The organism is Paracoccus haeundaensis, assembly GCF_006239215.1.
Classification (GTDB): domain Bacteria; phylum Pseudomonadota; class Alphaproteobacteria; order Rhodobacterales; family Rhodobacteraceae; genus Paracoccus; species Paracoccus marcusii.
In genome coordinates this window covers 40180-54772 of record NZ_VDDC01000016.1, presented here as the reverse complement: position 1 = coordinate 54772, position 14593 = coordinate 40180, and the positions used below count along the sequence as shown (strand labels likewise).

Genomic DNA, 14593 nt, shown 5'->3' with positions numbered 1-14593 from the left:
TGTTACGTCCCCTCATTCCGACAACACCCAGGTGTCCTTGACACCCCCGCCCTGGGACGAGTTCACCACCAGCGACCCCTCGCGCAGCGCGACGCGCGTCAGCCCGCCCGGTACCAGCTCGATCCGGTCGCCGCACAGGCAATAGGGGCGCAGGTCGACGTGGCGCGGCGCGATGCCCTCGTCCACGAAGGTCGGGCAGGTCGACAGTGCCAGCGTGGGCTGGGCGATGTAGTTCGACGGATTGGCCTGGATCTTGGCGCGGAACGCCTCGATCTCCTCCCTGGTCGACTTGGGGCCGACCAGCATGCCGTAGCCGCCCGATCCGTGGACCTCCTTGACGACCAGTTCGGGCAGATGCTCCATCACATAGCGGTAGTCGTCGTCCTTCCACAGCGTCCAGGTCTGGACGTTGTTCAGGATCGGCTCCTCTCCCAGATAAAAGCGCACCATCTCGGGGACGAAGGTGTAGATCGCCTTGTCATCGGCCACGCCCGCGCCCGGCGCCGAACAGATCGACACGCCGCCAGACCGGTACACGTCCATCAGCCCCGGAATGCCCAGCATTGAATCGGGGCGGAAGCACAGCGGGTCCAAGTAGGGGTCGTCGATCCGGCGATAGATCACGTCCACGCGCTTGGGCCCGGTGGTCGTGCGCATATAGCAGAATTCGCCATCCACGAACAGGTCCTGCCCCTCGACCAGCTCGACCCCCATCAGGTTGGCTAGGAAGCTGTGCTCATAATAGGCGCTGTTGTAATGGCCCGGCGTCAGGATCACGCAGGTCGGCCGGTCGCTGCATTTCGCGGGCGCCACCGATTCCAGTGTGCGGCGCAGAAGGTCGGGATACTGGTCGACGGGTTCGATGCGGTTGCCGCGGAACAGGGCCGGGAACATGCGCATCATGATCTCGCGGTTCTCCAGCATGTAGCTGACGCCCGACGGCGTGCGACAGTTGTCCTCCAGGACATAGAACTCGTCCTTGGCGGTGCGGACCAGGTCGATGCCGATGATGTGGGAATAGACGCCGCGCGGGGGCACGAACCCCACCACCGATTTCTCGAATGCCTCGTTCTGATAGACCAGGCGGGCGGGGATGCGTCCGGCGCGGATGATCTCTCCGCGGCCATAGACGTCGCGCAGGAAGGCGTTCAGCGCGCGGGCGCGCTGCTTGATGCCGCGTTCCAGGCGGCGCCACTCGGCCTGCTCGAACACGCGGGGCATCATGTCGAAGGGGATCAACCGGTCCGGGTCGCCCCCCTCGCCATAGACGGCAAAGGTGATGCCGATGCGGCGGAACAGCGCCTCGGCCTCGGCCTGCTTCATCTGGCGGAAATCGTCGGGCATGGTCTCGACCCATTCCCGCAGGCGGGCATAGGGGTCGCGGACGCTGTCGCCCTCGTACATCTCGTTATAGTAACTCATCACTCCCCCACTGACTGACGCAACGCTTCCGGGTCTTTCCTTGGATCGATGATCCGCGCCCGGTTCCGGTAAGTCCACAGCAGAACCGCCGGATTTGCCCATTGGTTCCGCAGCTTGGCGCCGTGGCGGGGGCGCCGCTGCCGGCGCCCGGGGCAGCCTGCCGGTTTGGCAGGCAGATCAGCACAGTTCGACCGCCAGCGCGGTTCCCTCGCCGCCGCCGATGCAGATCGCGGCCACGCCCCGGCGCAGCCCTCGCGCCTGCAGCGCATGGATCAGCGTGACAATGATCCGCGCCCCCGACGCGCCGATCGGATGGCCCAGGGCGCATGCTCCGCCATGCACGTTCACGCGGTCATGCGACAGGCCCATCCGCGCCATGAAGGCCATCGGCACGACGGCAAAGGCCTCGTTCACCTCCCACAGATCGACGCTGTCCCTGTCCCATCCGATCCGCGCCAGCAGCTTTTCGGCGGCGGGCACAGGCGCGGTGGGGAACTGGCCGGGGGTCTGGGCGTGGCTGGCATGGCCGACGATGCGCGCGACGGCGCCCTGCGCCCGACCGCCCAGCACCAGCGCCGCCGCCCCGTCCGAGATGGACGAGCTGTTGGCCGCCGTCACGGTGCCCCCGTCGCGGAACGCGGGTTTCAGCAGCGGGATCTTGTCGGGGCGGGCCAGGCCGGGCTGTTCGTCGGTATCGATGACGGTGATCTTGCCGCGGCCGGGCACGGTGACGGGTGCGATCTCGGTCGCGAACGCGCCGCCGGCGATGGCCTCCTGCGCGCGCGTCAGGCTGGCCAGGGCGTAGTCGTCCTGCGCCTGGCGGGAAAAGGCGAATTCCGCGGCGCAATCCTCGGCAAACGTGCCCATCAGGCGGCCCTTGTCATAGGCATCCTCCAGCCCGTCCAGGAACATGTGGTCCAGCGCCTGTGCATGCCCCAGGCGCGCCCCGGCGCGCATTTTGGGCAGCAGGTAGGGGGCGTTCGACATGCTTTCCATGCCGCCCGCGACGACGATGCCGGCGCTGCCGGCGCGGATGGCATCGGACGCCATCATCACCGCCTGCATCCCCGATCCGCACATCTTGTTCAGCGTCGTTGCCGGCACCTCCTGTCCCAGCCCCCCGGCAAAGCCCGCCTGCCGCGCCGGGGCCTGGCCCTGGCCCGCGGGCAGGACGCAGCCCATGAACAGCGCATCGACCGCGGGCCCGCCCGCGCGCGCCAGTGCCGCGGCGATGGCCGCCCCACCCAGATCGGCCGCGGACACCCCCGACAGCGCGCCCATCAGCCCGCCCATCGGCGTGCGCGCCGCCCCCAGCACGTAGATGTCCTGAATTGTCATGATCTTTCCCCCCGATCTGTCCTCGCGCTTACCGGATCGTAACCTTTGGGGTCTAGTCAAGGATGCAGATGCGCAAGGAAGGCCCGGAATCATGCAGTTCATCGTCGAAGACGCCGAATCCCATCTGAACATCACGGTGACGGAACCCCGGATCGACGCGGCGATTGCGACCCTGTTCAAGGACAAGCTGCGCGAGATCGTGGTCAAGAACCGCAAGCCGGTGCACATGGACATGGCGGCGGTGGACTTCATGGACAGCTCTGGCCTGGGGGCGATGATCGCCGTCCGCAAGAGCCTGCCCGAGAACCTGGCGCTGGTGCTGTTCGCGCTGACGCCCAATGTCGAACGCGTGTTCCGCCTGACACGGATGGACAGCGTGTTCGACATCCAGCCCCGCACCGCTCAGCCCCGCACCGCTCAGAAGGAGCAACGAGAATGACACCCAGTGAACGCTCCGATCCGGGCATTGGAAACCGTGCATCCGCACTGACGCAGCCGATGTTCCACCGCGTCCTGAACGCCCATCCGATGATCGTGCGCGACACCCTTCAGGACGTCCGCCAGCGTTTCCGTGGAGAGGTGGGCGACGACACCCTGGGCCGACTGGAACTGGTCCTGGCCGAGGTGATGAACAACGTCGCCGAACACGCCCCGCTGGGCCAGGCGGAACAGGCACGGCTGCCGGTGATCCACCTGTGCATCGTGCGTCACAGTTCGGGCCTGGCCTGCGCGCTGACCGATGACGGGATCTCGCTTCCGGACGACTGCCTGCTGCCGCGCAGCCTGCCGCCGATGGTCGCGGACGATCTGCCCGAAGGCGGCTTCGGCTGGTTCCTGATTCAGGACCTGACGCAGGCCCTGTGCTATTACCGCGAGGAAAGCCGGAACTATCTGGCCTTCAGTATCCCCTTTGCCCAGATGGAGGTCGACGCCTAGTTGACCGGTCCCGCCAGGAAATAGCGGCCGTCCTGAAAAGCGCTAAACATGTCCCCGACCTCGGGGTGGTCCAGCGGTTCGCCCGACACGTCCAGTTCAAGGTTCTGTTCGGACACATAGGCCACGTAATAGGTCGCCTCGGTCTCGGCGAACAGGTGATAGAACGGCTGGTCACGGTCGGGGCGCGAATCCTCGGGGATGGATTCGTACCATTCCTCGGTATTGGCGAATTCAGGATCGACGTCGAAGATCACGCCCCGGAACGGCCGCGAACGGTGCCGGACGACCTGTCCCAGGCTGTATTTCGCGTGGCGGCTTTGGGCCTGCATCCGGGCGGTATCCATCGTTCGTGTCAGGGATCAACAAAAGTCAGCGCGCCTTCTAGCGCGCCGCGACGGTCCTGTCCACCGGCAGGCGATCAGGGGGCGATGTCGTCCGCCGTCAGGGGCACGGTCGCCATCGACATCTTGGCCGACCCCTCGCTGACCTGGTTGGCATGGGCCAGATAGACCAGCACGCGGTTGTCGGCGTCATAGATGCGCTGCACCCGCAGCGACTTGAACACCAGCGAACGCCCCTCGCTGAACACGTTCTCTCCCTCGCCGGGGGTCAGGGCGCTGACGTCGATGGGCCCGGTGCGGGTGCACTGGATCGCGCTGTTGGACGGATCCTCGAACCAGTTGCCTTGGCTCAGCCGATCCAGGACCGAGCGGCTGAAATAGGCCAGATGGCAGGTCACGCCCGGCACCTCTGGGTCCTTTATCGCCTCGATGACGACATCGTTGCCGACCCAGTCCACGCCGACGCGGCCGACCTCCTCGGCCTGCAACGACAGGGGGGCAAGGGTCAGGGCAAGGGTCAGGGCAAGGCGCATGGTCTACTCCGGCAACAGGGGCTGGCGGCCCGATTCGGTCAGCAGGTGCACGGCACCCGGTTCGATGACGGCGGCGGACAGCGGCCGGCCATAGGCGGCGCCCCCGTCCAGGTTCAGGCGGTTTGCATACAGGGCGGGGGCCTCCAGCGCGGTGTGCCCGTGCACGACCAGCGGCCCGAAATCGACGTCGCTGTCCAGGAACCCCTGGCGGATCCAGACCAGGTCGCCCTCGGCCTGGTCCTGCAGGTCGATGCCCGGACGGATGCCCGCATGCACGACCAGCGCCAGCGGATGCAGATACCACAGCGGCAGTGCCGCCAGGAACCGCGCGTGATCCGCAGGAACTGCCGCCCGCGCATCGCGCAGCAGCGCCTCGCGCGGCTGATCCGGGTCCACGCCATAGGACCGCAGCGTCGCGGCCGCGCCCAGACCCGGATGGTCCACCCAATGCTGTCCGGACGACAGGCCCGGGTCGATCCAGTCGGGCTGGTTCAGGAAGGCGGGCAGGAAGCGGTCGTGATTGCCGCGGGTGACGATCCAGGGCCGCCCCGCCTGCTGGCCGCGCAGCAGGTGGTCCACCACGCCGCGCGAATCGGGACCGCGGTCGATCAGGTCGCCCACATGGGCGATGACCGCATCAGGCCCGCCGTCGTCGAAGATCCGCTGATGCGCGGCCTTCAGCAGGTCCAGCTGTCCGTGAATGTCGCCGATCGCATAAAGTCGCATCTGTCACCTGGCCGTGGCGCGCGGCAGGGAGGGTCCGCACGCCCCTTGGGTAAGGGCGTGCGGGGCCGAGGTCAAACCTCGAACTGCAGCCGGCGGGCCTGCAGGAACTTGCCGGTGTTCTGCAGCGTGGCCAGGGCCTCGTCGCTGATCGCCTCGTCCAGGTACAGGATCGCGATGGCATCCGCTCCGTTGGCGGCCCGTCCCAGGGTAAAGTTCGCGATGTTCACGCCCAGGTCGCCCAGGGTCATCCCAAGCGCGCCGATGACGCCGGGAACGTCCTTGTTGCGGGTGTACAGCATGTGGCTTCCCACCTCGGCGTCCACGTTGATCCCGCGGATCTGGATGAAGCGCGGCTTGCCATCGCTGAACACCGTGCCCGCGATGGACCGCTCGCGCGTCTCGGTCACGCAGGTGACCTTGACGTAACCCTCATAGGCGCCGGCCTTGTCCTGCTTGGTGGTGGACACCTGCACGCCGCGATCCTTGGCCATGACCGGGGCCGACACCATGTTCACGTCCGGGTTCGACGCCTTCATCACGCCGGCGATCACCGCCGCGTTCAGTGCGTTCAGGTTCATCTCGGACACGACGCCGTCATACAGCACGTTGATCGCCTTGATCGGCTCGTCGGTCATCTGGCCCACGAAGGCGCCCAGATGCGCGGCCAGCTTGATCCAGGGGCCCATCACCGCGGCCTCCTCGGCCGTGACCGAGGGCATGTTCAGCGCGTTCTGCACCGCGCCCGTCAGCAGATAGTCCGACATCTGCTCGGCGACCTGCAGGGCGACGTTCTCCTGCGCCTCGGTCGTGGCGGCGCCCAGGTGGGGCGTGACGACGACGTTGGGCAGGTTGAACAGCGGGCTTTCCGTCGCGGGCTCGACGGCAAAGACGTCGAATGCGGCACCCGCCACGCGCCCGTCCTTCAGCGCCTCGGCCAGCGCCTCCTCGTTGACCAGGCCGCCGCGGGCGCAGTTGATGATGCGCACGCCCTTCTTCAGCTTGGCGATGGCCTCGCGCGACAGGATGTTGCGGGTCTTGTCGGTCAGCGGCACGTGGAAGGTGATGAAGTCGGACTTGCCCAGCAGGTCGTCCAGCTCGACCTTGGTCACGCCCAGTTCCTTGGCGCGATCCTCGGACAGGAAGGGGTCATAGGCCAGCACCTTCATGTGCAGCCCCAGGGCGCGGTCGATCACGATGCCGCCGATGTTGCCCGCCCCGATCACGCCCAGGGTCTTGTTGAACAGCTCGACCCCCATGAAGCGGTTCTTCTCCCACTTGCCGGCATGAGTGCTGACGCTGGCCTCGGGCAGCTGGCGCGCGACCGCGAACATCATCGCGATGGCATGCTCGGCCGTGGTCACGCTGTTGCCGAAAGGCGTGTTCATCACGATCACACCCTTCTTGCTGGCGGCCGGGATGTCGACATTGTCGACCCCGATGCCGGCGCGGCCGATGACCTTCAGGTTGGTCGCGCCTTCCAGCAGCTTGTCGGTGACCTTGGTCGCCGACCGGATGGCCAGCCCGTCATACTGCCCGATCACCTCGGCCAGCTTTTCCTTGTCCTTGCCCAGATCGGGCAGGTAATCCACCTCGACGCCGCGATCGCGAAAGATCTGGACGGCGGTTTCCGACAGCTTGTCTGAGACGAGAACCTTCGGCATGTCATTCATCCTTGCAGGGGCATCGGGGCCAGGCCTCGCCGACGCCATGTTTCTTCGTTGGAGAAATACCAGGGTCGGTCCGGGGGACTGGCCCCCGGTCCGCTTGGCTTATTGCGCGGCCAGTTCGGCGCGGTACGCCCATTCGATCCACGGCATCAGTGCCGCGACATCGGCGGTCTCGACCGTCGATCCGCACCAGATGCGCAGGCCCGCAGGCGCGTCGCGATAGGCGCCGGCGTCCAGCGCCACGCCCTCCTTCTCCAGGCGCTTGGCCACGGCCTTGGCAAAGGCCGCGCCGTCCTTGATCGTCGGATCGGTGAACTTCAGGCAGACGCTGGTCGTCGATGCGGTGGCCGGATCCTCGGCCAGATCGGCGATCCAGTCCTTGTCCGCGATGAAATCGCGCACAGCAGCCGCATTGGCATCCGCCCGCGCGATCAGCGCCGGCAGACCGCCCAGGGATTGCGCCCATTTCAGCGCGACCAGGTAATCCTCGACCGCCAGCATCGAGGGCGTGTTGATCGTCTCGCCCTTGAAGATGCCCTCGATCAGCTTGCCGCCCTTGGTCATGCGGAAGATCTTGGGCAGCGGCCAGGCAGGGGTATAGGTCTCCAGCCGCTCGACGGCGCGCGGTGACAGGATCAGGACGCCATGCGCGCCCTCGCCGCCCAGCACCTTCTGCCAGCTGAAGGTCACCACATCCAGCTTGTCCCAAGGCAGGTCCATGGCAAAGGCCGCGCTGGTCGCGTCGCAGATGGTCAGGCCCGCGCGGTCGGCGGGGATCGCATCGCCGTTCGGCACGCGCACGCCGCTAGTGGTGCCGTTCCAGGTGAAGACGACGTCCTTGTCGAAATCGACCTCTGCCAGATCGACGATCTTGCCGTAATCGGCCTTGCGGACCGTGGCGTCCAGCTTCAGCTGCTTCACGGCATCCGTGACCCAGCCTTCGCCAAAGCTTTCCCAGGCCAGCATCTCGACGGGGCGGGCGCCCAGCAGGGTCCACATGGCCATCTCGACCGCGCCGGTGTCGGAACCGGGGACGATGCCGATGCGGTAATCGGCCGGCACGCCCAGGACCGCACGGGTCAGCTCGATGGCCTCGGCCAACTTGGACTTGCCGACGGCGGCGCGATGCGACCGGCCCAGGGGCGCGTCCGACAGCATGTCCAGCGAATAATGGGGGATCTTGGCGCAGGGGCCCGAAGAAAAGCGCGGGTTTTCCGGCCGCGCAGCCGGGATCGCATGATCGGTCATGTGGCTAGCCTTCCAGCTAAAAAGCCCCTCGTTGGGGAGGGGTGTCCCACCGACCGACCTAAGGCCCCTCCCGCTCTGGCGCAAGAAAAAACTTTGTCCTACACCCGCAGGCAACCGCACAAGGACCGCGCCCATGTTCACCGTCTCGCTGATCGCGGCGCCTGCCGCAGCCAATCTGGATGATGCCCTGCCCGGCGGTCTGGCCGACCGGTGGGGCGGCGACGTGACGCGCTGGCTGTCGCCGGGCATGGCCGCCGAATTCGACATCGCGGTGCTTCCGGGCGATTCGGGCCAGGTCTGGTCCGACCTGCAGGCCATCGGCATCGACCTGGCGATCCAGCCCGCGGGCGGGCGGCGCAAGCGCATCCTGATCGCCGACATGGATTCGACCATGATCGATCAGGAATGCATCGACGAACTGGCCGACATGGCGGGCTTTGGCCCCCGCGTGGCCCAGATCACCGCCCGCGCCATGAACGGAGAGCTGGACTTCAACGCCGCGCTGACCGAACGCGTGGCCCTGCTGGCGAACCTGCCGGAGGCGGTCATCGCCCAGGTCCTGGCCGAACGCATCACCTATGCCGCGGGCGGGGCCGTGCTGGTGGCGACCATGCGCGCGCACGGGGCCTATACCGCGCTGGTCTCGGGGGGCTTCACCAGCTTTACCCGGGCCGTGGCCCAGACCCTGGGCTTTGACGAACATCGCGCCAACACGCTGCTGGCGCAGGACGGCGTGCTGACCGGGCAGGTCGCCCTGCCCATCCTGGGCCGCGAGGCCAAGGTCGATGCCCTGACCCAGATCGCCGCCCGCCTCGGCACCACGCCCCAGAACGCGATCGCGGTGGGCGACGGCGCCAACGACCTGGGCATGATCCAGCTGGCGGGTGCCGGCGTGGCGCTGCACGCGAAACCCGCGGTCGCCGCCCAGGCCCAGATCCGCATCAACCACGGCGACCTGACCGCGCTCTTGTACCTGCAAGGCTTCGCGGACGAGGATTTCGTCACCCCCTGATTTCTCCTTTGTTCAAATGCCCCTGCGACGATTGCCCCACCGAAAGTCCCGATGATGTTCGAACTGACCGCCGACCTGGTGATGCTGCTGATGATGGCGGCCTTTGCCGCAGGCTTCGTCGATGCCATCGCGGGCGGGGGCGGGCTGATCACGCTGCCCATCCTGATGCTGGCGGGCCTGTCGCCCGCGCAGGCGCTGGCCACGAACAAGGTGCAGGGCGTCTTCGGCGCGGGGACGGCCGCGCTCAGCTATGCGGCGCGGGGTCTGGTCGATCTGCGCAGCCAGTGGAAATCCGCGCTGATCGCGGGGGCGGCGGGGGCCGCGGGGGCGGTGCTGGTCAGCGCGATCCCCACCGACGGGTTGCGGCTGATCCTGCCGGTCATCCTGATCGGCATCGCGTTGTTCTTTGCACTGAAACCCGGACTGAACGACCTGGACCGCACGCGCCGCCTGACGCCCCTGGTCTTTGCGGCGACGGTGGTGCCGTTCGTGGGCTTCTATGACGGGCTGATCGGGCCGGGGGCGGGGGCTTTCTACATGATCGGGTTTGTCACGCTGGCCGGATACGGGGTTCTGAAGGCCACGGCCCATACCAAGCTGCTGAACTTCGCCTCGAACCTGGGTGGGCTGGGGGCCTTCGCGCTGGTCGGCCAGCCGCTGTGGCTTTTGGGCATGGCGATGGGGGCGGCGCAGATCGCGGGGGCGATGCTGGGCGCGCGGCTGGCCTCGCGCATCGGCGCGCGGCTGATCAAGCCGCTGCTGGTCGTGACCTCGACCCTGCTGGCGGGTCGGCTGATCTGGCAGATGATCTGAGACCGCGCATCCGGCGCCCGCTCTGCCAAGGGACGTCTAGAGTCTATCTACATTACATTACAATCAGTTAGGTGTACCCTACCACCTACGCATACCACCTACGTTTGCTCTATTTTTTTTGTGGATGGGTAGTCAGTCCAGAATCTTGCAAACAACGTTCCCGAATTGCTGCTTCGTCTCTCCAAAACCGGACATTGATCCAGATGAATTGAAATTCACCAACAGTAGCTTCATGTCGCGGAAGGTGAACGTACGCTCAGGATCAAAGTCGCCAGTGGTTGTAAGGCGATTAGCTATCACTGCACTCTCTCCTCGATGGATTTCGGGACCATGCAGCTTGCCAACTATTCTGACTGACTGGATAATCTCATCAGGGTCAGCAGGTTGAGGGGGCTTAGGCGCAGCTTGTGCGTCAGCTAGCTTTACGTTCAAAGCTTGGATTTCATCGTTACGGGCTTGGACGCGGTGCTCTAGGGTGCTTTTCTGTTCGGTTAGTTCAGCTATCTGTCCTGCATAGTACTTACAGGCGAGCCACCATACCGCAGCAGCTACCAAAGCAACAATTGCGAGAAACGACCACGGGGCATCACTAATCACCGCCCATTCGTTACGGAGGGTTGCCAACGGATCAGCCATATCAAGACGCCCTAAGTTGAATTTCTATTTTTTTTTTGCATTGTAGATCATTAGCCTTACCCGAACGCCATAAGGGTGCCTACCTTACGATTGTGGGGGACCCTAACGAATCATAGAGAGGGGAACTCCACCAAAGGAATCCCCCGCCCAGGTATCTACAACAAAGTCAAGTAATATTATTCAAGACAGCGATAGACAGAGGCGCGACTAATCCCGACAGTCTCTGCAATCTGTACAGGCTTCATTCCTTCACTGTGTAGCTGCTTCACCTTCTCTGCTTGTGACATGGCTGTAGGCTTCCTGCCCTTGTACTTGCCCTGCGCCTTGGCCTTAGCGATGCCTTCCCTTTGACGCTCTAGCATGATGCTTCTTTCGAACTCAGCTACACCACCCATGATATTGAGCATCAGCTTGCCAGTGGGCGTAGAGGTATCAATCCCCATATCAAGTATCTTGAGTGCAGCACCCTTGGCTTGGATCATGGACAGTAGTTCATGCAGGTGGGCTACAGAGCGGGCCAGACGATCAAGCTTAGTGACTATCAGCGTGTCACCTTCCCTAATGAACTCTAGTGCCTCAGTAAGCTTCTGACGGGCTGTCACGTCTACTGACGATACTTGCTCTACAAACAGCTTCTCACAGCCTGCTTGGTGTAGGTCACGCTCTTGAGCGGCAAGTCCTGCGGTCTGGTCCAGGGTAGAAGTACGGGCATATCCAACGAGCATGGTCTTAGTCTCCAATTGGGGAATCAGTCTCAATAGGCTCTAAGATGTTATGCCCTCACCGTCTCAGAATGTAAACACCATTTCAGTGAGACAGGATTCATGGGGCTAGCGTCTCACGGGGGCTATCTCACACCACCTTGGTTCATTGAGACAAGATCGGGGAACTGTCGCCTGGAACTCATCACCACAATGAGAACGAATCAAGAACGATAATCTCTAAGAGAACTTCTAGGAAGAACTCAAAAGTAAAGAGTTAATTATAAAAGAATCAAAGAGAAAGTTAGATATAGAATTGTCAAGACCTAACTTAAGATCACACGATAACGTGATGCAAGAGGTGTTGCTAGGCCCTACGATGGGAATTAGGAATGTTCCTGAGGCGCTAGGAGAGCGACAGGGTAAGCCTTTTCCACCATATACGAACAATGCTGAATTAGAACGAAAGTAGAACATAGTACTGAAATAGCGGAATAATCTCAAGGATACATCACTACTTTTGCGGCATGTAAGCTATTGTTATCTAACTACGGTATTACAGCTTTAGATAAGGGGAATATGACGAGCGCCAGCGGATCAGCTATAACACTTACAGTGTTCTATCTGTCACTCTTTACAGAGTGAAAATCCTTGGACTCCTGTCGGGACATTCTACACAGATTAGCTACAAAATAAGATAGGTAACTAGTAGTCTAATTCATATCTTCTATTTGATCATAGCCTATCAAGGCTGACCGATAGGTCTAGTAATTACCATATAGTGCCTAACTACTGTAGTTCTTTAGCTTATGTTCTTATTACTGGGCTATCGCCTCAGCCTGTAGGCTATTTATATATTAAGAGATAAGAAAGATAACTACAGTTACAGCACTATACCATACTTCTTATTTTGTAGAGATTAAGAATGATTAGTCATTCCGCCTACAGATCGGTTAGAGGCTGTGCCGAGAAGCGAAAAGAAGGCTCGTAGACTTCTTTAGTTATCTGATGCCCTGGAACGTGAGTAGAATGTACTCCTTTATTCTTAGGGGGGTGCAAATTCACCTTATAATATCAATGGGTTAGACCCCCCACTGGGAAGGTTTTTCCGCAGACTGTAATACTTGACTGACCAATCAACAATAAATCAGGCTCAGTGGGCCACTGAAATAGCGCCATTCCCTCAACTTTATTTTCATGAGTGACATGGTTTACACTGCAAAAATCAGTCAGAGTGCTTATATTAGTAGTACAAGAAAAGCATCAAACTATTTGCACGAATTATGCCAATAATTCATTAATAAATGTTAACTGCTACTTGAAATTTCGACCAATCGTACCTATATTATATAAGACGAAAAGAATAGCACGTTCTGCTGTCTACGTGTTGAATGCAGCGTCTGCCAGTGCTGCTACAAAGATAGTAATCCTTGGTTGTTAAATCATAGACTTTAGCCGATAGCCCGATGTCTGAAATCGTTAGCTATCGGCCATTTCTTCTTTTAACCAATCATCCTCATTCACATTCACGACAAAAGATGCCGGGGGGCATTGTCGCGATATAAGAAATACCTTGTGTCATTCCTCAAGGTTTAAGCCGTCACTCGCGTTCCCCCGGACGTTGGAGTGGCGGCTGTTTTAATTTTTGGACTATTTCAATGAACAACAAAGTATTCGTACTAGACAGCATCATGGGCAGCGGCAAAACCACTAAGATCATTGATTGGATGATTGCCAACCCACAAGAGAAATATCTTTACGTATCCCCACTACTATCTGAGGTAGAGGAACGTATTCCTGTAGCTTGTAGGGATGCTATCGGCTTTTCCTTTCCTGTGTCTGATGACGAAACAACTAAGTCCAAGTCATTTCTAGAGTTACTGAGAGCCGGACAGAACGTATCTACAACTCATACTCTGTTCTCTCTGATGACCAAGGAACACCTAAAACTCATTAAGGATCAAGGCTATATTCTTATTGTAGATGAAGAAGTGAATATGATTGAAAACTTCTCCACCAAGTATGGTGATCTTGATTCACTACGGGCATGGGAAGTAATCGACGTAGACCAACAGAACTACGGTCAGGTCAAAGTGCTAAAGCCCACTGACAGCGGTAGTTTCAAGTACCTGTTCGATTATGCTAAGACTAACTCGCTATTCGCCACTAAAGACAACAACAACGCCCTAGTGGTACAGCTACCTATCGAACTTCTTCTATCTGCAAAGAAAGTTATCATTCTTACCTACAAGTTCAAAGGTTCAATTCTTTCCAAGTTCCTTGACATGAACAATCTTACTTATATTCCATTTACTGAATTTGATATGCCTGACGAAAAAGAACTAAAGGCACAGATCAAGAAGCTTCTGACCATCGCTACAACGCCATCAATTGACGCTCTTAGTAAGCGTGCAGGGTTCCTATCTACCACTTGGTACAATGAGGGGAATGCTCGTGACTTTGTAGCACTCAGATCGGCCCTGGCATCTATTTATCGTAAGCATCCGAAAGACACTACTCTAATCACTTGCCCTAAGTCTGCTGTAGATACACGGCATAGCAAGTCAATACATGACAATAAGTACATCAACCCTAAAGTCAGTGGCCCGAAACAAGGGTGGTTAGCATGTCATACGCGAGCCACAAATGAGTTCGCTGACAAGACTGTTATGATCCATGCCTATGACAGGTATCCAAATCGTAACGTCGATTCCTACCTGACCTCATGGGGACATTCCATTGATAGAGGCAACTACGCTCTGTCTGAGATGATCCAATGGCTTTGGAGAGGTTGTATCCGTAACGGTGAACCTATGACTGTCTACATTCTATCAGACAGGATGAAAAACCTACTTATTAATTGGCTCAACAGTCAGGAAGAAGAACTACTAGACTTAGCTATTTGAAAGAAAGATTATGATTACTCTAATTTACGAACTACGAACATTTAACACTGACTACGGTAGCGACAAGAAATCCAAATTTGAGATTTACCTAAACGGTACGTCATTAGGATTAGTGAACAGTCCTACTTACGATGGTGCACGGCTCTTGCTCAAGCTAGGCTACAACCCAGAAGAACTACTCACAACACGACAAGCTGACAGCAAACATAACTCATGGAATCCCCAAGCCTTATGGAAATGGGCTAAGTGGACAACCGAAGAACAGTATGACCGTGCAGTACGTGTTAAATCGTTCAGGGAGTGGGAACGGGTAG

The 14593-nt window shown here is 60.0% G+C and carries 14 protein-coding genes; 5 read left to right on the top strand and 9 right to left on the bottom strand.

Going from position 1 to position 14593, the window contains the following annotated elements:
- Nucleotides 1-12 precede the first annotated feature (12 nt).
- Nucleotides 13-1422, bottom strand: coding sequence for a circularly permuted type 2 ATP-grasp protein (locus tag FHD67_RS10390; protein ID WP_046000427.1), 1410 nt, complete (start codon nucleotides 1420-1422; stop codon nucleotides 13-15).
- 177 nt (nucleotides 1423-1599) lie between these two features.
- A complete protein-coding gene (locus FHD67_RS10385; protein WP_425467254.1) occupies nucleotides 1600-2760 on the bottom strand; it encodes an acetyl-CoA C-acyltransferase in 1161 nt (386 codons plus the stop codon).
- Between the two features lie 91 nt (nucleotides 2761-2851).
- Here FHD67_RS10385 and FHD67_RS10380 point away from each other — a divergent pair, with 91 nt between their 5' ends.
- Both FHD67_RS10380 and FHD67_RS10375 read left to right on the top strand, forming a co-directional pair.
- On the top strand, nucleotides 2852-3199 hold the full coding sequence (locus FHD67_RS10380) for an STAS domain-containing protein (protein WP_045983052.1): 348 nt from the start codon (nucleotides 2852-2854) through the stop codon (nucleotides 3197-3199).
- The gene (locus FHD67_RS10375; RefSeq protein ID WP_045983053.1) at nucleotides 3196-3696 is read left to right on the top strand and encodes an ATP-binding protein; all 501 of its coding nucleotides are present in this window, start codon (nucleotides 3196-3198) and stop codon (nucleotides 3694-3696) included. The genes FHD67_RS10380 and FHD67_RS10375 overlap by 4 nt, the downstream gene beginning before the upstream one ends.
- On the opposite strand, the gene hspQ is transcribed toward FHD67_RS10375, so the two are convergent.
- The 5 genes from hspQ to FHD67_RS10350 form a co-directional block, all read right to left on the bottom strand.
- Nucleotides 3693-4040 (bottom strand): heat shock protein HspQ, encoded by a 348-nt coding sequence (hspQ, locus tag FHD67_RS10370; RefSeq protein WP_369799424.1) that lies wholly within the window; start codon nucleotides 4038-4040, stop codon nucleotides 3693-3695. The two genes, FHD67_RS10375 and hspQ, sit on opposite strands and share 4 nt — an antisense overlap.
- A 74-nt stretch (nucleotides 4041-4114) precedes the next feature.
- Nucleotides 4115-4570: a CreA family protein gene (locus FHD67_RS10365; RefSeq protein ID WP_139598662.1), complete on the bottom strand. Its 456-nt coding sequence runs from the start codon at nucleotides 4568-4570 to the stop codon at nucleotides 4115-4117.
- A 3-nt stretch (nucleotides 4571-4573) separates the two neighbouring features.
- Nucleotides 4574-5296, bottom strand: a complete 723-nt coding sequence (locus tag FHD67_RS10360) for a metallophosphoesterase (RefSeq protein WP_139598661.1) — start codon at nucleotides 5294-5296, stop codon at nucleotides 4574-4576.
- Nucleotides 5297-5367: 71 nt separating this feature from the next.
- On the bottom strand, nucleotides 5368-6957 hold the full coding sequence (gene serA, locus FHD67_RS10355; protein ID WP_176695100.1) for a phosphoglycerate dehydrogenase: 1590 nt from the start codon (nucleotides 6955-6957) through the stop codon (nucleotides 5368-5370).
- A 108-nt stretch (nucleotides 6958-7065) separates the two neighbouring features.
- Nucleotides 7066-8211 (bottom strand): phosphoserine transaminase, encoded by a 1146-nt coding sequence (locus FHD67_RS10350; RefSeq protein ID WP_139598659.1) that lies wholly within the window; start codon nucleotides 8209-8211, stop codon nucleotides 7066-7068.
- 133 nt (nucleotides 8212-8344) lie between these two features.
- Between FHD67_RS10350 and serB the strand changes: the two genes are divergently transcribed.
- Together serB and FHD67_RS10340 are read left to right on the top strand one after the other, a co-directional pair.
- The gene (serB, locus tag FHD67_RS10345) at nucleotides 8345-9223 is read left to right on the top strand and encodes a phosphoserine phosphatase SerB (RefSeq protein WP_139598658.1); all 879 of its coding nucleotides are present in this window, start codon (nucleotides 8345-8347) and stop codon (nucleotides 9221-9223) included.
- 54 nt (nucleotides 9224-9277) lie between these two features.
- On the top strand, nucleotides 9278-10036 hold the full coding sequence (locus FHD67_RS10340; RefSeq protein WP_045983076.1) for a TSUP family transporter: 759 nt from the start codon (nucleotides 9278-9280) through the stop codon (nucleotides 10034-10036).
- A gap of 132 nt (nucleotides 10037-10168) precedes the next feature.
- On the opposite strand, the gene FHD67_RS10335 is transcribed toward FHD67_RS10340, so the two are convergent.
- Together FHD67_RS10335 and FHD67_RS10330 are read right to left on the bottom strand one after the other, a co-directional pair.
- The gene (locus FHD67_RS10335; protein WP_139598657.1) at nucleotides 10169-10672 is read right to left on the bottom strand and encodes an EMAP trimerization domain-containing protein; all 504 of its coding nucleotides are present in this window, start codon (nucleotides 10670-10672) and stop codon (nucleotides 10169-10171) included.
- A 176-nt stretch (nucleotides 10673-10848) separates the two neighbouring features.
- Nucleotides 10849-11397: a recombinase family protein gene (locus tag FHD67_RS10330; RefSeq protein WP_139598656.1), complete on the bottom strand. Its 549-nt coding sequence runs from the start codon at nucleotides 11395-11397 to the stop codon at nucleotides 10849-10851.
- Between the two features lie 1634 nt (nucleotides 11398-13031).
- On the opposite strand from FHD67_RS10330, the gene FHD67_RS10325 reads away from it, so the two are divergent.
- Nucleotides 13032-14279 carry a DEAD/DEAH box helicase family protein gene (locus tag FHD67_RS10325; RefSeq protein WP_176695099.1) on the top strand — a complete coding sequence of 416 codons (1248 nt, stop codon included), beginning with the start codon at nucleotides 13032-13034 and terminating at the stop codon, nucleotides 14277-14279.
- Nucleotides 14280-14593: the final 314 nt, after the last annotated feature.

What these genes read in the sequence shown, in the direction of transcription:
- serB (WP_139598658.1), top strand. Translation starts at nt 8,345, where the DNA reads ATGTTCACCGTCTCGCTGATCGCGGCGCCTGCCGCAGCCAATCTGGAT.
- FHD67_RS10380 (WP_045983052.1), top strand. Translation starts at nt 2,852, where the DNA reads ATGCAGTTCATCGTCGAAGACGCCGAATCCCATCTGAACATCACGGTG.
- FHD67_RS10330 (WP_139598656.1), bottom strand. Translation starts at nt 11,397, where the DNA reads ATGCTCGTTGGATATGCCCGTACTTCTACCCTGGACCAGACCGCAGGA.
- FHD67_RS10375 (WP_045983053.1), top strand. Translation starts at nt 3,196, where the DNA reads ATGACACCCAGTGAACGCTCCGATCCGGGCATTGGAAACCGTGCATCC.
- FHD67_RS10335 (WP_139598657.1), bottom strand. Translation starts at nt 10,672, where the DNA reads ATGGCTGATCCGTTGGCAACCCTCCGTAACGAATGGGCGGTGATTAGT.
- FHD67_RS10325 (WP_176695099.1), top strand. Translation starts at nt 13,032, where the DNA reads ATGAACAACAAAGTATTCGTACTAGACAGCATCATGGGCAGCGGCAAA.
- FHD67_RS10350 (WP_139598659.1), bottom strand. Translation starts at nt 8,211, where the DNA reads ATGACCGATCATGCGATCCCGGCTGCGCGGCCGGAAAACCCGCGCTTT.
- serA (WP_176695100.1), bottom strand. Translation starts at nt 6,957, where the DNA reads ATGCCGAAGGTTCTCGTCTCAGACAAGCTGTCGGAAACCGCCGTCCAG.
- hspQ (WP_369799424.1), bottom strand. Translation starts at nt 4,040, where the DNA reads ATGGATACCGCCCGGATGCAGGCCCAAAGCCGCCACGCGAAATACAGC.
- FHD67_RS10365 (WP_139598662.1), bottom strand. Translation starts at nt 4,570, where the DNA reads ATGCGCCTTGCCCTGACCCTTGCCCTGACCCTTGCCCCCCTGTCGTTG.
- FHD67_RS10360 (WP_139598661.1), bottom strand. Translation starts at nt 5,296, where the DNA reads ATGCGACTTTATGCGATCGGCGACATTCACGGACAGCTGGACCTGCTG.
- FHD67_RS10390 (WP_046000427.1), bottom strand. Translation starts at nt 1,422, where the DNA reads ATGAGTTACTATAACGAGATGTACGAGGGCGACAGCGTCCGCGACCCC.
- FHD67_RS10340 (WP_045983076.1), top strand. Translation starts at nt 9,278, where the DNA reads ATGTTCGAACTGACCGCCGACCTGGTGATGCTGCTGATGATGGCGGCC.
- FHD67_RS10385 (WP_425467254.1), bottom strand. Translation starts at nt 2,760, where the DNA reads ATGACAATTCAGGACATCTACGTGCTGGGGGCGGCGCGCACGCCGATG.